Source organism: Sphingobacterium faecale (assembly GCF_016746095.1).
In the GTDB taxonomy this organism is placed as follows: domain Bacteria; phylum Bacteroidota; class Bacteroidia; order Sphingobacteriales; family Sphingobacteriaceae; genus Sphingobacterium; species Sphingobacterium faecale.
Genome location: NZ_JAERTY010000009.1, coordinates 367,869 through 387,726 on the forward strand (window position 1 = coordinate 367,869; position 19,858 = coordinate 387,726).

Sequence of the window (19,858 nt, forward strand, 5' to 3'; positions counted from 1 at the left end):
ACTTCACATCGATATGAACAAACTGCTGATCAACACTCCTCAAAACGTAAACTTCGAATACAAGTTAGCTTCTGTTGGTTCACGCTGTATGGCCTTTGGCTTGGATTATGGAATCATGATACTGTATGCTATCTTCATGTTTACAGTACTTCCCAAAACGGGCGTATTCAACTCAAACGATCCTTGGCTTAGCTGGGGAGTCTCCTCTTTTGTGACCTTACCTATATTTCTATATCCTCTTATTCTGGAGACATTAATGGAAGGACAGACTATCGGAAAGCGGATTATGAAAATAAAAGTTGTCAAGATTGATGGCACCCGAGCTACTTTCTATCAATATTTTATACGCTGGGTCTGTAATGCCATAGACATATTCATGAGTATGGGAGGCTTGGGACTCACGAGCATCATCCTAACGCAAAAAAGTCAGCGTATCGGAGATATAGCCGCTGAAACAGCCGTCATCAATATCAAAGAGGATATTGGCTTAAAAGAAACACTATTTGAAGAAATTACGGCTACCCACGCTATTACATACCCAGAAGTGATTAAACTAACCGATCGGGATCTCAATGAAATCAAAGAAATATACCATACTGGATTCCGCAGAAAAAATTATACAATCATACAAGCATTGGCAGCCAAGGTTGAAATCCTACTGGGCGTAAAGGCAAATATACACCCAGAGGACTTTATAAGTCAAGTAATCAAAGACCATTACTACATGTTCAAAGAACAGAGTTAATGATTAATGTGTAGAGCGGGCGAATCAGCGAATTTGCAAATCTGCCCGAACCCATCACTAATCACTAGTCACTAATAACCGCAGATGAGGTATGAGCTTGTCTATCGACTTTTTTGACAAGTCCTTGCAAAACATTACCTGGCCCTACTTCTACAAAGGACTCCACTCCATCAGCAAGCATATGCTGAACGGTTTGAGTCCATCTCACAGCACCTGTTAATTGAGCAATAAGATTTTCTTTGATCTTAGCAGGATCTGTATAAGGCTTAGCATCTACATTCTGGTAAATCGGACAAGTTGGAGCCGTGATAGTAGTGGCTTCTATTGCAGCCTGCAATTCGACCTTTGCGGGCTCCATCAGTGGGGAGTGAAAAGCGCCTCCGACATTCAGTTTCAACGCACGTTTTGCGCCAGCCTCGGTCAATAATGCACAGGCTTTGTCTATCCCTGCGATGGATCCCGAAATGACTAACTGACCCGGGCAGTTATAGTTTGCTGGAACTACAACATCCTCCACCTGTGCACAGACACGTTCAACGGTTTCGTCGTCCAATCCAAGAATCGCCGCCATGGTGGAAGGCTCGACCTCACATGCCTTTTGCATCGCATTTGCTCGTTGTGCTACAAGCTTCAATCCGTCTTCGAATGACAGCGCTCCAGCTGCAACCAAAGCGGAGAATTCACCTAAAGAGTGTCCTGCGACCATAGCAGGGTTAAAGCTATCTCCCAGCGCCTTTGCAAGAATAACAGAATGCAAAAATATAGCAGGCTGTGTCACTTTCGTTTGTTTAAGATCTTCATCCGTACCGGAGAACATGATGTCCGTGATACGGAAACCCAAAATATCATTAGCCTGTTCAAATAGCGATTTTGTTTCTGCGTTCAGGTTATAAAGATCTTGTCCCATTCCAACAAATTGGGCTCCTTGACCTGGAAAAATGTAAGCTGTGTTCATATGTGAATAATTATTTATGAAGGTTTGACTTTGAGTAACAGATCAGTCCGTTGACACATCACTTTAAGGTATCAAAGATAGCTACTTTTCGGGCATAAATTTTAAAGAAACCAGGTGCTTTTCATCAAAGAATATATTTGATAATTCGAAAAGGTCCGATGCCGTGACTTTATCAATACACGTCAATACATCCGCCAAAGAAATAACCCGACCATAATCAATAATATTTTTTGCCTCGGCGACAACCATACTCATCCTATTTTCTTCAGCTAATGCAATCTGCCCTTTAAATTTCTGCTTTGCTCTAGTCAATTGATATTCGGAAACGGGCGTATTTTTAAGCTTATTAAGCTCTTTGAAAACTAATGAAACGGCCTTATTTAGTTTCTCCTCATCGGTACCCAAATAAATACTAATACTTCCCGTATCCTTATACATCGCAAAGTTGGACTCGATCGTGTAAGCTATACCATACTTTTCGCGAATCCCAAGATTAAGGATGGAACTCATACCGTAGCCGCCTAACATATTGTTAAGTAAGAGTAGTGCGGTCTTCCGGTCATCGTAGACTCCAAAAGTCTGCCCCCCCAACATATAATGTGCTTGATTGATTGGTTTTTCAACAATCTGATTAATGTTGTTTACAACGGGGACAACTTGTGTCGGGCTATCCAAGAGATTCGGTTTTATTTTTCCAAAAATACGCTCCGCCAATCGTTGCACTTGGGTCAAAGAATAATCCCCCGAAATAGCGATAACGATCTCCGAGGTATTGTAGGTCTCCTGCATAAAACGAAGAATGTCCAATTTCGTGATGGACTTTAAATCGTCTTCTAAACCTAATATATTATGTCCCAACCCAGACCCCTGAAATAAAAGATCTTCAAAATCATCCATTATCGATTCTTCAGGACTATCCAGATAAGAAGCAATTTCATCCAACACAACACCTCTTTCCTTTTCTATTTCTGCCTCAGGAAAAGTAGAGTGAAATAAGACATCTTCAAAAAGGTCTAATGCCCGTTCCAAATAGGGATTCAGGAACGAAGCGTGCAAACAAGTGTATTCTTTTGTGGTATAGGCATTCAAATCGCCTCCAACGTGTTCCAAACGATTCAAAATCTGATTGGTCGACCGTTTTTCAGTACGCTTGAAAACAAGGTGTTCAATAAAATGAGCCATCCCAAACTTCCCCTCCTGCTCATTCCTAGATCCGGTATTTACGAGAATACAGCTATGGGTGATAACTGACTTTTGAAAATGCAATAATATGCGTATACCGTTATCCAATTGGATAAGATTGTACTCCTTCATTCAGATGGATTTTTTAATAATGAATGCAAAGTTACGTAATAAAAGACAAACCTACAGCATAGGCTACCCAAAGCCACTTTCGACAAAAGGCTCAATTGATGATAGAAAAAAAGGCACCAAAATCCTCACGCGGATCAAGGTGCCTGATTTGTATCCTGGCAAACTATTTTTACATTCTTGGAGGACGCATACCACCATGCGGACCACTATTGCTCTCCATCGGGTTCACGCCAGAGAACTTCTGTAGTTTGAATGTGAACGTCAGCATAAAGTAACGCGCTAAGCGATTCGTACGGCTATCTGTCAGAATATCACCCACTGTACGATTGATATTGGTCTGTTGATTTAGCAAGTCGAATCCTTGAAAACGGATGGTACCTCGCTGTCCTTTCATGAACTTCTGTTCGATATAGCTATTGATGATAAAAGGATTTACATTATCACGATACCCGCTATTAAATTCCTTAGAAAGGTCTGCCCCAAAGATTGTAGTCGGAGTAATGTTGATTGAACCGATTAATGAAGGCGCAATCTTCGTAGTATTGGGCTGGGAATTAAAATCCGGAAGCGTCGATTTGGTAACATTGTAGGTATATCTCACACCTGGATTAATTTCTAGATTCTCCGATGGATTATATCTGAAAAACAGCATCTGGAAGATATTGGTATTATTCGTAACATTTTTATCAAACACTCCTCCGGTTGCTTCTCTATTGATATAGGAAATATTCTTCGTAAAGCCGACCCCACCTCCGTACATAATGTTATACGTTTTCTCCTTTAAAGATCTACCCCAGTGATAAAAGGAATTGATCGAGTAAACAGGTTCAGATTCATTTCTATAGCCAACCTCGTTAACATTACCTAGCCCTGAACTCAGGTATCTTCTGTTCATAGACACAATCTTATCTGTTGTTAATTCGGCTCTAAGCATCGCAAAGAAACTCTTTCCTTTCTGGAAATCACCTGTACGGAAACGTACCCTTGCGGAATGTCTAAATTCAGGGTCAAGGTCAGGGTTCCCGATAGTCGTCATCGTTTCACTTGTTGACTCGGGAAACGGAAGGATCTGGGATACGGACGGTTCTGAGGACTGCCCAGAATACTGAAACGTTATATTGGACTGTCTAGAAAACTTATACTCAAACCGAGCGATCGGGATAATATTGAAGTTCTTACGGTTGATTATAGCCGATTCGGTTGCACTAAAGGCATCTCCTTTTAACGTAGATGGTTGAACCGCAGCCCCAAGAGAGTATTTCATCTTATCATTATCAAACATAAAACTCGTACCCAATCGGTGTGTGGTAAACGCATAGTCATAATCGTATTTATAATTTAGAACATTGGTTCCTGTACTTCCTCTGGACTCTACCAAATTTTGCTGATTATGATTGTCATAATCATTAGTATTAAAATCATAAGTAAACTCTAACTTGCTTTTTTCGGAAAGAGGCTCAATATAAGAAACCGAAGCCCCCGCATTCCAGCTTTTATTCTCAACTTCACGATAGGTTTTCTCGTATATTTCGGCAGCTGGTCGATCGGCATTTCCCGGATCCGTAAGCCAGCGCTCCAAAACTTGGTTATACTCATTCTCCGTAACAGAATTATCATAGTTGAAGTTGAAGAATATATTGCGTCCCCTTTCATTAAACTTGTGATTATACAATCCTGAGAAATTATACCTAGGAACAGTCGCCGTAGATCCATTATTTAGCTCTTGAAGATTATCAAAACTTCCAGAGGAAAGAAATTTTGATGTTGAAAAGTTGTCCGTTGTATTATCATTAAATCCAATCTGAGGAGTAAATTTAACGTAATCTTTGTCTGAGATATTCCACTCTAAATTACCCTCAAAGCGATGATTTGCTCGTACACTATTATTGTTTTTTTCAGATTCTTCCGTCAATTTCTGTCCTATATACTCTGAAAAGGAGTTCGTCAATGTGCGATTGTCATCCCTCCCATAAGAATAACTCCCATACACTTTCAATTTATCTGAAAAATCATGACGAATATTAACGCCGATGGAGCCTGTATTAGTAATCCCCTCGGAGCCACCAAACATACCGCCTGGGCCTCGTCCGCCACCGCCTCCTTGTCGTCCTCTAGCTCCTCCTCCCATCGAATTAAAATCAAAGAGATTGGCATTCATGTTATTCAGATTGCCTAATACCGACACCTGGGATTTATCCTTAAATCCCATAAACATACCCGTAGTCTGATAACGTTCTTCGGTACCGCCTCCAACGCGTAAAGTGGTTGCATAACCTTCATTATACTTGGGATCTATCTGTATATTCAACACCTTTGTAGATTCTCCGGATTTATTCCCAGTAAGATTAGCCATATCTCCAAAATCATCCACAATCTGCATCTTTTCGATGATATTAGCAGGGAGATTCTGCGTTGCTGTTTTGACATCACCTCCAAAAAAATCCTTCCCATTTATACGCACACGAGTTACCTGCTCACCCTGAGCTGTTACATTTCCGTCTTTATCTACCTCTACTCCCTGCAATTTCTTTAGGGCATCTTCAGCAACGGAACCTTCGCGCAGTTTTAAATCTTTGGTCGAATACTCAACGGTATCTCCTTTGACCTGAATCGTAACCACTCCATTTACAACGACCTCCTCCAACATATTGGGGATCCCTAACAAGATAATGTTTGGCACCAACATCCTATTATCCTCAACGGGGGCGAATATATAGCTCTTTTCGAATGGCTCAAAACCAAGGCTAACAACTTTAAGCTTAAAAGCGCTAGCACTCAAATTATTGAAGGTATAAATCCCTCCGACCGTCGAACTAGTTTTCAGGGTATCGGCTCCTGCAATATAGTGTACCGATGCCCCTGCAATAGGTCTCGACAAAGAGTCCCTTAAAAATCCCTGCACAGTGTTGTTCGATTGTGCTTGAACGGAAAAACTAACGAATAGGGCTATCGCCGCAATCCATGTCTTTAAAAAATCCATATATTTATTTTCTCTCTATTTTATTGTGCCTTGGAACCAAACCATGGTTTCCTCTTTATACGGGTTTTTTAGCGTAGCCCCTGTAGGGTTTGCTCCATAAATCCGTACGTTACTTGGCCTGTTGGTTGAATCCATCACCTTTTTTGCCTGAAAAAAATGGGTATTGATTCCCACCTGCAGCGCAATCTTATTACTTTTGAAATTTATTAAATCCAATGGTATCTCGGATTCGTAAACCAAAATATTTTTGTCGTCAAACCGAGCGACAGCGTTGATACCATAGGTATTATCAAAAGACAAAAGACCATCTAGAACCTTACTAAAACCTGAAATTTGATAACCGCGAACGCTTTTCAACAACTCTTCTTTTATATTATTAACATTCAGATCTTCATCCTGACCTAATGCCCGTAACCGCTCTCTATCCACATATGGAAACAGCAGCTGCGCTCCCCCTTTCTTCTTCTCATTATAACTGAGATTTACAACTACACCATTCCGTAGTGCCTCTCGCTGTAACATGTCGTCTTTAACGCATACCACAACATACAGCTTTGCCCCATCGGTACACACCCCAAAAGACCAAAATTCGCTGTCAGCGTTATAAATCTTACCCTCCCAATCGGTAAGATTTCCATCAACAACAACCTTGTCAACCTTATGAAAGGTGTAGTCCTGCTTTTTCTTCTTCTGTGCAAATAGCACGAACGGACAAAAACAGATCAGAAAAAGGATATTAAATTTATTCATCAGCAATTTATGTTTACTTTTACCACAAAGAGATGTAAAAGTTTCTTTAAATCGTCAATATCTTTACAAAAAAATGAAGAAGTAGTGTAAATAAGTGTTAACATGGCGATATCACAGATAAGTTACACATAATTAAAATATGCTTTTATCCCAATTTCAAAACGACCTTATAGAAGCCGGTTGTGACGAAGCAGGCCGTGGATGCCTCGCTGGCCCCGTCTTTGCTGCTGCAGTTATCTTCCCCAAAGACTATTATAACCCTATTCTGAATGACTCCAAGAAACTCTCGGAAAAAAAAAGAAACGAACTTCGTCCCATCATAGAAAAAGAAGCCCTTGCCTTTGCAGTATGCAGCGTGACACCACAGGAAATAGATAAAATAAATATCCATAACGCTTCCTATAAAGCAATGCACCTTGCCTTAGATACATTAAATGTAAAAGCAGAATTTTTAATTATCGATGGTAATAAGTTCATCCCCTACCAAGAAGTTCCGTATACCTGCATCGTAAAGGGAGATGGCAAATACCTGTCTATTGCTGCAGCTTCGATACTAGCGAAAACATACCGCGATGAATATATGGATGGAATAGCAGATGATTTTCCGCAGTATGAATGGAGATCCAATAAAGGGTACCCGACTATAGTACACCGAAAAGCGGTACTAGAACACGGACCCACTATACACCACAGGCGTACCTTTCGCGTTACCGATCCACAGCTCAAATTAGCCTTATAAAACGTTCTTGATGAACTCTAAAGCAAATATTTCAGAAAAAATGGGCTACTTAAAATTAAGTAGCCCATTTCCTTTGGTATTATTCTTACTATTAAGGAACTTGCTTTCCTTTCCTCGACACCACTATAACTCCTGCTAAACCAAGCACTAAAACAATAGAGCCAATTAGAGAGATAATGTTCGAGACTTTCATTGTCTCTGGGTCAAAAACAAACTCTACTTTATGATTCCCTCCTGGCAATTGTAAACCTCTAAGGATGTAGTCGGCCCGTATAATAGGAACTTCCTCTCCATCCACATATGCTTTCCAGCCTTTGTCATAGTAGACTTCGGAGAAAACAGCAAAAACGTCATTAGGGGCGGTATATTCATACTCCATCTTATCAGGATGATAGGATGTTAACTTGATTTCCGCATTATTTGGACGTCCCAATCGAGAGGCATTTACTTTGTTTTTAAACTCATCATGCACGAAAGCTTCCTTAGCGGGATCGAAGCTACTGATGGCCTGCATCTCCTGCGCATTATCTTTTACAAAGGTTACTTTATCGACAAACCAAGCATTCCCTGCTGCTGTAGATCTACGTTGTATACGCTCAGCACCGTTTGCCTGATCACGGGTAATCACGTAGCGAACATTAAACATATCTAACACATCCTCATTAATAGCACCATTGAACTGATGCTCCAACAGCTCTTGGAAGCGCATCAACTTAGCGGCATGATATCCGCCTAGACTCTTGTGGAAATAAGAAGCCTTGGCATCTGAGAATGGATTTGTCGTCAAATCAAGCACACGATAATGTGGATCTTTGTCCATACGTATAAGTTGATCGACCTCGCGTTCTTGGATAGGATTTCTCGTCAGACTCTCCTCCACAAATGTATCGTTATTCAGATAACGCTTATCCACAGTCCATAAGTCCAGTAAGGTAACAAGTCCAACTCCTATCACAAGAACATTCGCCGAAACCTTCTTCTTCACAAAGAACCAAGTTAATGCGAAAATAACGACTACAATACCTAATGATCGCCAAGCGTCGGTAGAAGCAAGATTTGCTCTATCTTTCAATAGCTCAGCCGAAAGCTGGTTAGCCAGATTAGCATCTCCAAAATTCTGCGTCAACATACTTATAAACTCCTGGTGTGTCGATGCTTTAAACGCTAAAATATTAGGCATCAAAGCCACTGCTAAACAAATAGCTGCAACGATACCAAAACTATAGAGTACTTTTTTATCCAACTGAACAATGTCACTCCCTCTATTTATTAACTCATTGACAGCTAAAACCGCTAATAATGGAATCAGAATAGATGGAATAATCAGAATAGATTCTACTGCCCTAAATTTATTATACATCGGGAAATAGTCGAAGAATAAATCGGAAATAAACGGAAAATGTCGACCAAATGACAGAAGAATAGTCAGTCCAATTGCCGAGAGTATCCACCACTTAAGTCTATCTCTAACGATAAAAATACCTAAAACAAACAAAAAGATAATCCCAGCACCAAAATACCAAGGGCCAGAAGTGAAGCTTTTCTCACCCCAGTACGTAGGAATACTCTGTGCCATCTGTAAAGCCTGATTCTGAGGAACTCCTAGTCCTAAAAAAAACTTGACAACATGAGAATCTGCACCTAGAACACCTTGGGTTTTACCACCATAAGCGTTGGGTATCAAAAACGTAATATTCTCTCCTACTCCCTGACTCCATGCATAAGCATACTCCTTGTCTAATCCCGCACTCTTACCTCCTTCTTCTACCTTGACTATATTGGCCTTACCACGAGTTGTCAGCTTGCTATATTCGTAAGTAGGAAATAATACAGTAGCATTAACCGCAACTGCAATAACTACTGCCACCAACTGCAGCCCAGTTGCTTTTGCAAAGGCGGACAGCTTTTTCTCCCGGATCGCATAATACAGTTCAAATCCAACGAAAACCAACAGTGCAATAAACAGATAATAGGTCATCTGTACGTGATTGGTACGGATTTCCAAAGCAAGGAACACGGCCAATAAAATAGGCCCCCAAAGCTTACTGCCACGGTAACAAAGAAGAACAGCGCCTATAATAGGTGCTAAGTAAGCAATAGCATACGCTTTATTGATATGCCCCGCTTCAATATAAATAAAGTTATACGATGAAAACGTAATAGCAATAGCTCCTACGGCCGCAAGCCAAGGTCTGAGACGAAGCACACAGAGCAGAAAATAACTGCCCAAAAGATAAATCAACACCACATCTGCAGGAGACGGGAAAACTGTCTTTATAATCCGGCTAACATAGGTCGTAACGTTGTTGGTATGTTCGTACCAAATCTGATAAGTAGGCATTCCTCCAAACATAGAATTGGTCCATTGTGGAGCATGACCATCTTTGGCTTTATAATCGAAAAGCTCCTTTTGGCTTCCCATAGCCTGCATCACGTCATGTTGCGACAATGCTTTTCCCTGCCAGACCGGAGAGAAGTAAAAAAACACTAACACAAAGAATATCGCAATAACAATTAAATGCGAAGAATTCTCTTTAAACCAATTTTTCATCTGTAAATATTTTGTTCTTTAATGGCCATATGGAATATCCAGATTATTTCCCTTGGTTTTTGAGCTTTGCAATCCTGGACATTTCATCAATAATTTTTATTTTAAAGGTAATGAACCCATTAACGAGCGTATACTTTTTTACCGTAAAGCTCATCATGAATCCGTGAATAAGTTAGAGGTTATGCCTTTTATTTTAAAGCTCAAACCTACGTAAATTCATTTTTATATGCAATATAATTACGGCCTGAGTAAAATGATTTTGTCCAGCAAGCCGCTATCGGGACTGCGCATCTCCAAGACGGCATCAAAATTAATTCAACTCACACTTACCCTAGTCCGCTAATCAATTTGCCTTTTCAATCAATTTCTTAATATCAGAAAGTTCACCAAATAGCACCAAAAGATCGTTTTCACGAAGCATAGTATCAAACTTTGCAATTCCAGAAGCCTCTTTATTTTGGGTATTTTTCCCCTTACTAATACCCTCAGTAACCGTAACAGTTGTCAAAACAATCACCCTATATCTATTCGTCAGATCAGCTTCCCTAAGTGTCATTCCCACATATTTGGAAGGAACCTTAGTCTCAATAATACTATATCTATCAGACACTTTAAAAGAATCGACGATATCTATATTGTCCAAACGCATCGCTAATCGCTCTGCAGCCTCTTCTTCAGGCATAATATACTCGTCAATCTGCATCGCCTCCATTACGGTTTTCTGAAGATCAGACACCACTCGTCCGATAATTCTCTTCACCCCCAACTGCTTAATCAAAGCTGTAGTCAGTAATGAGGCCCCTTCGTCTTCACCAATCGCTATAATTACCGCATCACTATCCTTAAGCGGCAGTGAAGATACTGCCTCACGATCGGTCGTATCCAGACAAACGGTGTGAGTAATCTTATCTTTCAACTGCTCGACAATCTGAATTTTCAAATCGGCACCTATGACCTCATGACCTAATTCGGTCAGGTATATGCCTAATGAGCGGCCAAAATGTCCCAATCCTAAAACAATATACTTCATCTTTAAATTTATTAATTTATTAAAACAGAAGCTTTTCTGTTGGATAAATATAACTTTTGTTCTTTGTATTCTTAATAAATGCAACCAACAATGTCAACATTCCGACCCGCCCTACGAACATGGTAAATATAATGATCATCTTACCCGTTGCACTTAAAGAAGGAGTGACCCCTAAACTCAATCCGCATGTGGTATACGCAGAAACCGATTCAAATAATAGTGCTTTCATTGGCTTGTCCGCATCTGAAAAATTAAGGAGAACAAAGGAAAAAGTTATGGTTAACACGGAAAGAACAATAATGGCAAAAGCCTTATTAATAGATTCTGAAGCTATCTTACGCTTAAAAAGCTCAATAGAATCCTTTCCTCTTGCTAATGAAAAAATATTCATAAAAGCAACTGCTACTGTAGTCACTTTAACTCCTCCTCCCGTAGATCCTGGAGAGGCTCCTATCCACATTAACGTAGTTAGCATAATTAAGGTAGGCGTACTTACAAAATTGACATCGACACTATTGAATCCTGCTGACCTGGATGCATTGGTCATGAAGAGCGAAGTGACCCATTCTCCCATCACACTTTTATCTGTCACCAATGTATTATGCTGCTCCATCAGGAAATAGGAGCCTGTAGCCACCACGACCACTACAGCATTACAAAGGAGAATAAATTTGGTATTGAAACTAAAGGGCTGGGCCTTGTGTTTATATTTCTTTTTGAGGAAAAGAATACAGATTAAAGCATAAACTTTTCCTTTAATATAGGTGTAAAAATTATACACTGTTCCAAACCCTAATCCCCCCAAAATAAAAATCAACACCAGAACAACCTGAAAATGATAATTATATCGATACAGAGGGTTACCGATTCCATCAGAAAGAATAGAAAATCCAGCATTACAGAAGGAAGAGATCGCATGAAAGGCGGAAAAAAACACACGCTCGGCAGAACTTTCAAAAAGTGTAGGATCTAATGTGAAATAGATAAATATACCCCCAATAAGTTCAAAGAGCAGAGTGATGAATATAATGGTCAATAAAGTAGAAACAACGTCGTTGAGCTTATTTTCCCCCAAGATTTCACCAAACATCAACTGGTTCTTAAATGAGAAGCCCCCTGAAAAAAAATAACCAAAGAAACCTGTAAAAGTCATAATACCCAACCCTCCAACCTGTATCAACAACATGATTATAGTCTGCCCGAACAAAGAAAAGTTAGTCGAAATATCCGTTACGGAAAGTCCTGTAATACACACCGCACTAGTCGCCATAAAAAAGGCATCCACAAAACCAAGTGGGGCTTCCAATGTAGTCCTTGGTAGCATCAGGAGAACGGTACCTATAAGAATCAACCCGATGAAACTAATAACAAACAGTATCGTTGGGTTAAAATAAAAATTGTCAAAAAACAGACTACTTTTTGAAAGTTCTGACAGGAAAACCATGCCTATTCCAAAATAAATCCACTCATCTTTCGTAAAATAGTCCAACCATGCAATATCAGAAAGACGAGATAAGGCAATGACTAAAAAATAAGATATAACAACAAGACCTGAATAATGAGAGACAACAATACGTCGAGAAGCGAATATAGAGGAGCTTGTACGAAAACACTCTAAGAGAAAAAGACCATAAAACATGGCTATAATAGCGACTTTTGTATGTTTAGCCACCTGTGGATTCGTAATATAACCGATATGGACCAGCACCGTCAATGCACATATCATACTGACATAAAACATGATAAGATCTACAGCCTTATAACGGTATCGGAACACAAACTTTAAAAAATCTGCAATAGACTTCATCCTACAAACATAGTAATATATATTCTTGCCGAAGTCTATTACTTGCTCTCTTCTTCAGTTTTTTCCTTCTTTTTAAACAGCCCCTTAAAGAATTGCCCTGTCTTTTTTACTACTCCCTTTGCTTCTGCGCTCACCTCTTTCGCTTTCTCCGCTGTACCCAATAACTTGGCCTCTCGCTCAGGACTAATACCCGCACACTGTTTAATCCCCTCGAGAAGACTTTGCCAAAGTGTCTTGAAGAATGTATGTTCTGGTACACGTGTATAGTTAATCTTTCCAACATGATATTGCTCATTCGCGTCAGGGTTACTATCGTTAATCAAAATATGATTGACAAGGAAAGATGCTACTTTTGATTTTTTGCCATTTTCCTTCTCAGGTAGATCAATTTTTAAATTATTGTAATCAAATTTAAAGGAACCCCAGTTTTTACGATCGGTTCCTTCCATATTAAAAGCTATCTTTTTAATATTTCCAGAAGCAATCCCCACATTGAGTAATGGATGTAGAATACGGTTAAAAGCTGTCGCATTCATCGCTCCCAACGTACCACTATAAGTATGGTATCCATTTTTACTTAACATATCGAAACCAAATTTTGCATGGAGCCGTCCAGCCCCCATAACTTGTGCCACGAGATCAGCTCTCATATACTTATCTTTATGTAATAAAGTAGTGTCGTTCGTGACATTAGTAAGTGTTCCCTTGGCATGATTAAAGCTTATGGATCCTTCACGTCCAAATTTCGCACTCATCTCATGATAAGTTACGGTGATATTATCCACGAAAACGGTATCCAGTCGCAATAGCTTTTTTGCCTTCATCAGTTGCTGATGTGGAGAATGTCCTATTTTCACCACGGGGTATTTAGGGTATCTTTTATCAGCAGAGAGATCTACAGACCCGTTCTTTATCTGAACCTTAGCCGCAATAGTTTGTTGATTATCGATCAATCTCTTAAAATCAAGATGTTCCATGCGTAACGTATCAAACGCCAAAACAGCCATGGTCACATTCTTATTTTTTTTCTTAAAAAAAGCGGCCTTATTCATTTTAGGTCCATAAAAGACTTTGGTTAATAAGACATTCTGCTCTCTGGTATTTATCCTCAGGTCATCAAACTTAACGCGATAGTATCCATCCGGTAGGTCGTACTCAAAATGAGGAATCTGCACGTCAACCATTTTGGTGTAATAGAGACGTGAGGTATCAGCAAGAGAGGTCTCATCAACCAATACGTCATGAACATTGATATTCACCTGATCTAGACTGATGTGACTGGTATTCCCGGCTTCGATTTTAGAATACTTAAACTTTACATTATCAATTTTGATATCCTTTACATTGATAGACCTAACGATATCTTTTACATTTTCATATAGCGTTTTTTGCTTATGTTCAGAAATCGTATCGTTGTAGGCATGGTACTCACTGATAAGATGAATACTAGGCTCTTCAAACACAATAGAACTGATATTCAATCTCTTCTCAGACAACACATCCATAAGACTGAAGCGTCTTATCTTCAATGTCTTCAACTTAATATGATAACGGTTATTGGGAGCTTCTTTAGACAATACTTGCTGTCTATATACTGCCGAATCGGGAATCAATTCCGCGTTCCATAATGTCGCATTTCCGAGTGCGATATTCAGATCTAGGTCATCATACTTTAATGTATACAATCCGCCTGTGGATTTGTGCACAGCTTCTTTGAGCTTAGTCTCTACAATCGGTTTCCAATTTCTTCCATAATACCAAACCACCCCAGATATGCCCAATATAAGGACCAGCAATACAATCAGAATCCACTTCAACGCAAGCTTCATATTTGTTTCATTATTAATTTGAAAAAAAACAACCGAGGACGTATTTTGTTTTTTCTCAGATACGCGCTATTAACTGCGATTGTCTTCGTTGGCGTACATACTCAGATAACTCTCATAACGTGACTCTTCGATGTCACCCTGTTCGACAGCATCCAAAACAACACAACCAGGTTCATTGATATGACGGCAATTATTAAATCTGCACTTATTGAGATAGTACCTCATCTCGGGAAAGAAATGTGACAACTCCGTCTTTTCAATATCGACGATACCTAGCTCACGGATACCTGGGGTGTCAATCAGCTTGCCCCCAAAAGGTAGATCAATCATCTCAGCAAATGTGGTGGTATGTTTTCCTTTGTCAGACCAATCAGAAATACGCCCTGTACGTAGCTCCAATCCAGGCACAAGTCGATTGATCAATGTAGATTTTCCTACTCCGGAATGCCCTGAAACCAACGTAATTTTATCTTTCAGCACATCCTGCAGCACATCGACGTGTGTCCCTTCTAGTGCGGAAACATCATAACAGGGGTAACCTATATTTTCATAAATCGCTTTATACTGTTGTAAGATCTCTTTACCCTCTTCACTAAAGAGATCTAACTTATTAAAGACAAGTATAGCTGGAATTCCATACGCCTCAGCTGTCACCAGGAATCGGTCAATAAACCCTAGAGAAGTCGGCGGGGATGCTAAGGTCACCACCAAAATGGCTTGATCCAAATTGGCTCCCAAAATCTGTGTCTGCTTGGAAAGATTGACTGACCTCCGGATAATATAGTTTTTGCGCGGTTCCAAAGTTGTAATAATACCATTCTCGCCAGAAGACTCCACATCAAAGCCCACCCAATCGCCTACAGCAACAGGATTCGTGGTTTTTATCCCTTTTGTTCTGAATTTGCCCTTGATACGGCAATCATAAGAAACACCATCGTCTCCTAACACCTGATACCAACTACCGGTTGACTTTGTCACCAAACCTCTCATTTCCTATTAATGCTTATTTTATTAAGTAATAATCCCAATCTCCACAAAAGTCGCAAAAAATATCAATATTACAGCTTATTGTCTTCGCTCTTTCCTTCTCCTAAATGTAGGTAGTTGATGAAGGTTTTACTACCTTTGTCTAGTACACGTAAACATATTATTTGTGAAAAAACTTTTTCTTTTGGACGGGATGGCTCTTATCTACAGAGCGTACTTTGCACTCAACAAAGTTCCTAGGTTAACTTCATACGGACTCAATACCGGCGCTATAATGGGTTTTACAAACACTTTACTAGATGTTTTAAAAAACCAAAACCCAAGCCATATTGCTGTTGTGTTTGATACAGCTGCGCCAACAAACCGGCATATTGAGTTTGAAGCGTATAAAGCAAACCGCCAAGAGATGCCGGAGGATCTTTCTAAATCGATACCGTATGTATTTAAATTGATTGAGGGTTTTAATATCCCTCTGATTACAAAAGATGGTTATGAGGCAGACGATATCATAGGCACGCTTGCCAAGGAAGCTGAAAAAGAAGGATTCACGGTATACTGTATGACACCAGATAAAGACTTTGGGCAACTCGTTTCGGAGAACATCTTTATTTATAAGCCTGCCCGAATGGGGAATGGTGCGGAAGTACAAGGTGTCCCAGAAATACTGGAGAAATGGGAAATAACTGACGTATCTCAGGTAATCGATATTCTGGGACTCTGGGGAGATGCCGTAGATAACATACCTGGGATACCTGGGATTGGCGAAAAGACGGCTAAGAAACTGATACAAGAGTTTGGTAGTGTCGAAGGCATTATTGCCAATTCAGATAAACTGAAAGGAAAACAGAAAGAAAATGTAATCAATTACGCTGAGCAAGGATTAATTTCTAAAAAGCTGGCTACAATTCTTTTGGATGTTCCCGTAAAGCTGGACGAAGAACAACTACAGGTACAACCTCCAAATAAAGATATTCTCGAACCGTTATTTGCAGAACTAGAATTCAGGACACTGGGCAAACGCGTCTTTGGTGAAGAATTCTCTGTTGGAGATGCCACATCAAAAGCAACGTCAGGACAAATGGACCTCTTTGCGAGTGAACCAATGCTAGTAGAAGATAACACTTCTGCACCTTCAGTCGGTCCCAATAGCACGATTAAAGACACCGATCATACTTATATCCTAGTAGAAAGTATCGAAGAGATCAAAGATCTGGTAGCAGCGCTATCCAAACAACAAAAAATATGCTTCGATACGGAGTCCACTGGTGTAGATCCCCTATTAGCGGATATTGTGGGCCTATCTTTCTCCTTTGAAAAAGGGAAAGCCTACTATGTGCCGACTCCTTCTGATAGAGAACAGGCTTTGGACATCGTGGCCCATTTTAAAACTGTATTTGAAAATAGTGCTATTCAAAAAATCGGACAGAATCTCAAATATGACATTCTGCTCCTTTCGCGATATAATATCACAGTACAAGGCGACCTGTTCGATACGATGCTAGCACATTATCTAATTGATCCTGATACACGCCATGGCATGGATATCCTAGCGGAAACCTACCTAGGCTACACACCGATTTCCATAACAGAGCTCATCGGCAATAAAGGAAAAAACCAAGGCAATATGCGCGATGTACCCGTGGAGCAGGCGAAGGAATACGCAGCTGAGGATGCGGATATCACCTGGCAGCTATACGAAACATTTGCTCCACTCTTGTCTGAAACAGCAACTCAAGAGCTTGCAGAGAAAGTGGAATTCCCTTTGGTATATGTCCTTTCGGAAATGGAAAAAAATGGTGTTAAGATTAATATTGACACACTAAAAGTATTCTCACAATCCTTAGAGACAGACATTGCAACGCTAGAACAACGTATTTATGAGAAAACGGGTGTACAGTTCAATATTGCTTCGCCCAAACAGCTCGGCGAGGTTTTATTTGATAAACTGCAACTGGATCCGAAAGCCAAAAAGACAAAAACGGGGCAGTATAAGACCGGAGAAGAGGTCTTACTAGCGCTAGCGCATAAATCTGATATCGTGCAGGACATTTTGGATTTTAGACAATATCAGAAACTAAAATCGACTTATGTAGACGCACTGCCCAATCTAATCAACCCAGAAACGGGACTGATACACACATCTTATAATCAGGCTGTCGCTGCTACAGGTCGCTTAAGCTCGACCAACCCAAACTTACAAAACATACCTATAAGGACAGAAAAAGGTCGCGAAGTACGTAAGGCATTTGTCCCTCGATCGGAAGACCACATCATCCTATCTGCCGATTATTCGCAGATTGAACTCCGAATTATGGCTGAATTAAGTCAAGATGAGAATATGCTGGAGGCATTTACATTAGGACACGATATCCATAAAGCGACAGCGGCTCGAGTATACGGTGTACAACTGGAGGAGGTGACCCCAGATCAACGCCGAAATGCAAAGGCTGTCAACTTTGGTATAATATATGGTCAGTCAGCTTTTGGACTCTCTCAAAATCTCGGCATATCCCGTAAGGAAGCAGCAGAGATTATCGACCAATATTTCACGCAGTACAAGGGCATCAAAAATTATATGTCCAAAGCAGTAGAGTCTGCAAAGGAAAAAGGTTATGCGGAAACTATCCTAAAGCGGAGACGCTATTTAAGGGACATCAACTCGGCAAATATGACGGTGAGAGGATTTGCGGAGCGTAACGCTATAAACGCTCCAATACAGGGCTCTGCTGCGGACATGATTAAAATTGCCATGATACGCATTCAAAAGGATATTGAAGATCAGAAGCTAATTGGGAAGATGATCATGCAGGTTCATGACGAACTTGTATTTGACGTACCTAAGAAAGAGATCGATGCATTCAAGCAGATTATAACGGAACGCATGACCAAAGCTATTGAACTTCGCGTACCCATTGTAGTAGAAATTGGTGAAGGATCTAATTGGCTAGCCGCTCATTAGGTTAAACAATCAAGAAGTAACATCTAACGAAAGAGAGATGAAAAAAGCGACATATTTGATTATACTTTTGTTTGTTACTCTATCTTATCAGAGTAAAGCACAGGATTTTAAAACACGGTATTTTGATGAAGCTCCTAATAACCTGAAGCGCTTCTATTTTGACCAAAACTATTTTTTGGTCGACAAAGATTGTGAATTCAAATATCTGGAAAGAGTAACTTCTTTTGACAAAAACACGAATAAGTTTGAAGGTGTGTTCAAAGACTTTGATCCAAATGGACGCCTGACCCTGACCGGACAATATCAGGATGGTAAAAAGGAAGGGGAATTTAAAGCGTTCCATCCTAATGGCGTTCTCAAATGGGAAACCACTTTTTTGAACGATAGCCCTTCGGGCTCTTGGAAGTATTATTACCCAGATAGCAAACCTATGCTCTTTATTACGCTAAACCAAGATGAATTCTACATTAATCAGTATTGGAATAGACTTGGCGAACAACTCGTAAAAGATGGTGAGGGTAAATATGACATAACGCTGCCGATAATCGGTTTTACAGACCATGGTTACACCAGTTTTAACCGGCAGGGAAAAGTGAAAAACGGACAGCCTGACGGCATTTGGTATGTCTCTTTTGTAAGTGATGGAAAAAGACAAGATAGAATCCTTTTATTCATTGAGCAGTATGAAGATGGCCTATTCAAAGGGAAACATTTTGAGGAAGGCTTTGACCACCTCCTTATTACAGAGGAAGATTTCGTCTTTACACCGAACGACTATTTTCCAAGAGCAGAATTTCTCCTCAGCAAAAAATGTTCTTTTGATGAGTTTACCGGATTTAACATATTTATTGCAAACAAATTTATGCAATACCTTGATGAAGTCGACTATCCTAGAAATCAGGATTCAGAAAAAGAAATTTCTTTTGAGGTTAATGTGTCGAAAAATGGTCTCCCATCCTCTCCCAAATTAGAGAATTTAAACTCATTTTCAAAAGAAGAACGATTTTTTCTTAACCAAATGATCAACCAAATAAGATACTATCTGCCCTCTTTCTATCAAAATGTTCCCATAATAGATACTCTTAACGTCAAGTTTGTAATACAGACTCAAAGCGGTAAGATACACATATCACCTGTGCAGATACAGCGTACTAAGGGGATGTAGGATATTTACTTGAATTTATCTATGTTTGCAAAATAAAAAGAGCTTTA

General features: G+C 39.9%; 13 protein-coding genes. 4 read left to right on the top strand and 9 right to left on the bottom strand.

The genetic code is table 11. The features are described 5' to 3' along the window. The first annotated feature begins 13 nt into the window (after positions 1 to 13). Positions 14 to 745 carry an RDD family protein gene (locus JKG61_RS17350; protein WP_202104209.1) on the top strand — a complete coding sequence of 244 codons (732 nt, stop codon included), beginning with the start codon at positions 14 to 16 and terminating at the stop codon, positions 743 to 745. Positions 746 to 809: 64 nt separating this feature from the next. On the opposite strand, the gene fabD is transcribed toward JKG61_RS17350, so the two are convergent. From fabD to JKG61_RS17370, 4 genes are all read right to left on the bottom strand, one after another. Then, positions 810 to 1,700 carry an ACP S-malonyltransferase gene (gene fabD, locus JKG61_RS17355; protein ID WP_202104210.1) on the bottom strand — a complete coding sequence of 297 codons (891 nt, stop codon included), beginning with the start codon at positions 1,698 to 1,700 and terminating at the stop codon, positions 810 to 812. 81 nt (positions 1,701 to 1,781) lie between these two features. Next, positions 1,782 to 3,014: a M16 family metallopeptidase gene (locus JKG61_RS17360; protein WP_202104211.1), complete on the bottom strand. Its 1,233-nt coding sequence runs from the start codon at positions 3,012 to 3,014 to the stop codon at positions 1,782 to 1,784. Between the two features lie 169 nt (positions 3,015 to 3,183). Then, positions 3,184 to 5,994, bottom strand: coding sequence for a TonB-dependent receptor (locus JKG61_RS17365; protein WP_202104212.1), 2,811 nt, complete (start codon positions 5,992 to 5,994; stop codon positions 3,184 to 3,186). Between the two features lie 15 nt (positions 5,995 to 6,009). Further along, positions 6,010 to 6,744, bottom strand: a complete 735-nt coding sequence (locus JKG61_RS17370; protein ID WP_202104213.1) for a hypothetical protein — start codon at positions 6,742 to 6,744, stop codon at positions 6,010 to 6,012. Between the two features lie 139 nt (positions 6,745 to 6,883). Between JKG61_RS17370 and JKG61_RS17375 the strand changes: the two genes are divergently transcribed. Further along, positions 6,884 to 7,483, top strand: coding sequence for a ribonuclease HII (locus JKG61_RS17375; RefSeq protein WP_202104214.1), 600 nt, complete (start codon positions 6,884 to 6,886; stop codon positions 7,481 to 7,483). A gap of 91 nt (positions 7,484 to 7,574) precedes the next feature. On the opposite strand, the gene JKG61_RS17380 is transcribed toward JKG61_RS17375, so the two are convergent. The 5 genes from JKG61_RS17380 to rsgA all read right to left on the bottom strand — a co-directional run bounded on the left by JKG61_RS17380 (position 7,575) and on the right by rsgA (position 15,690). Beyond that, positions 7,575 to 10,034: a YfhO family protein gene (locus tag JKG61_RS17380; protein WP_202104215.1), complete on the bottom strand. Its 2,460-nt coding sequence runs from the start codon at positions 10,032 to 10,034 to the stop codon at positions 7,575 to 7,577. A 343-nt stretch (positions 10,035 to 10,377) separates the two neighbouring features. Then, a complete protein-coding gene (locus JKG61_RS17385; protein ID WP_202104216.1) occupies positions 10,378 to 11,064 on the bottom strand; it encodes a potassium channel family protein in 687 nt (228 codons plus the stop codon). 19 nt (positions 11,065 to 11,083) lie between these two features. After that, a complete protein-coding gene (locus JKG61_RS17390) occupies positions 11,084 to 12,871 on the bottom strand; it encodes a TrkH family potassium uptake protein (protein ID WP_237249525.1) in 1,788 nt (595 codons plus the stop codon). Between the two features lie 38 nt (positions 12,872 to 12,909). Then, entirely contained in the window at positions 12,910 to 14,700 is a 1,791-nt protein-coding gene (locus JKG61_RS17395; RefSeq protein ID WP_202104217.1) for a hypothetical protein, read from the bottom strand. Positions 14,701 to 14,769: 69 nt separating this feature from the next. Beyond that, positions 14,770 to 15,690 (bottom strand): ribosome small subunit-dependent GTPase A, encoded by a 921-nt coding sequence (rsgA, locus tag JKG61_RS17400; RefSeq protein WP_202104218.1) that lies wholly within the window; start codon positions 15,688 to 15,690, stop codon positions 14,770 to 14,772. A 163-nt stretch (positions 15,691 to 15,853) separates the two neighbouring features. On the opposite strand from rsgA, the gene polA reads away from it, so the two are divergent. Both polA and JKG61_RS17410 read left to right on the top strand, forming a co-directional pair. After that, positions 15,854 to 18,646 carry a DNA polymerase I gene (polA, locus tag JKG61_RS17405; RefSeq protein WP_202104219.1) on the top strand — a complete coding sequence of 931 codons (2,793 nt, stop codon included), beginning with the start codon at positions 15,854 to 15,856 and terminating at the stop codon, positions 18,644 to 18,646. A gap of 37 nt (positions 18,647 to 18,683) precedes the next feature. Further along, positions 18,684 to 19,811, top strand: a complete 1,128-nt coding sequence (locus JKG61_RS17410) for a toxin-antitoxin system YwqK family antitoxin (RefSeq protein ID WP_202104220.1) — start codon at positions 18,684 to 18,686, stop codon at positions 19,809 to 19,811. The last annotated feature ends 47 nt before the right edge of the window (positions 19,812 to 19,858 follow it).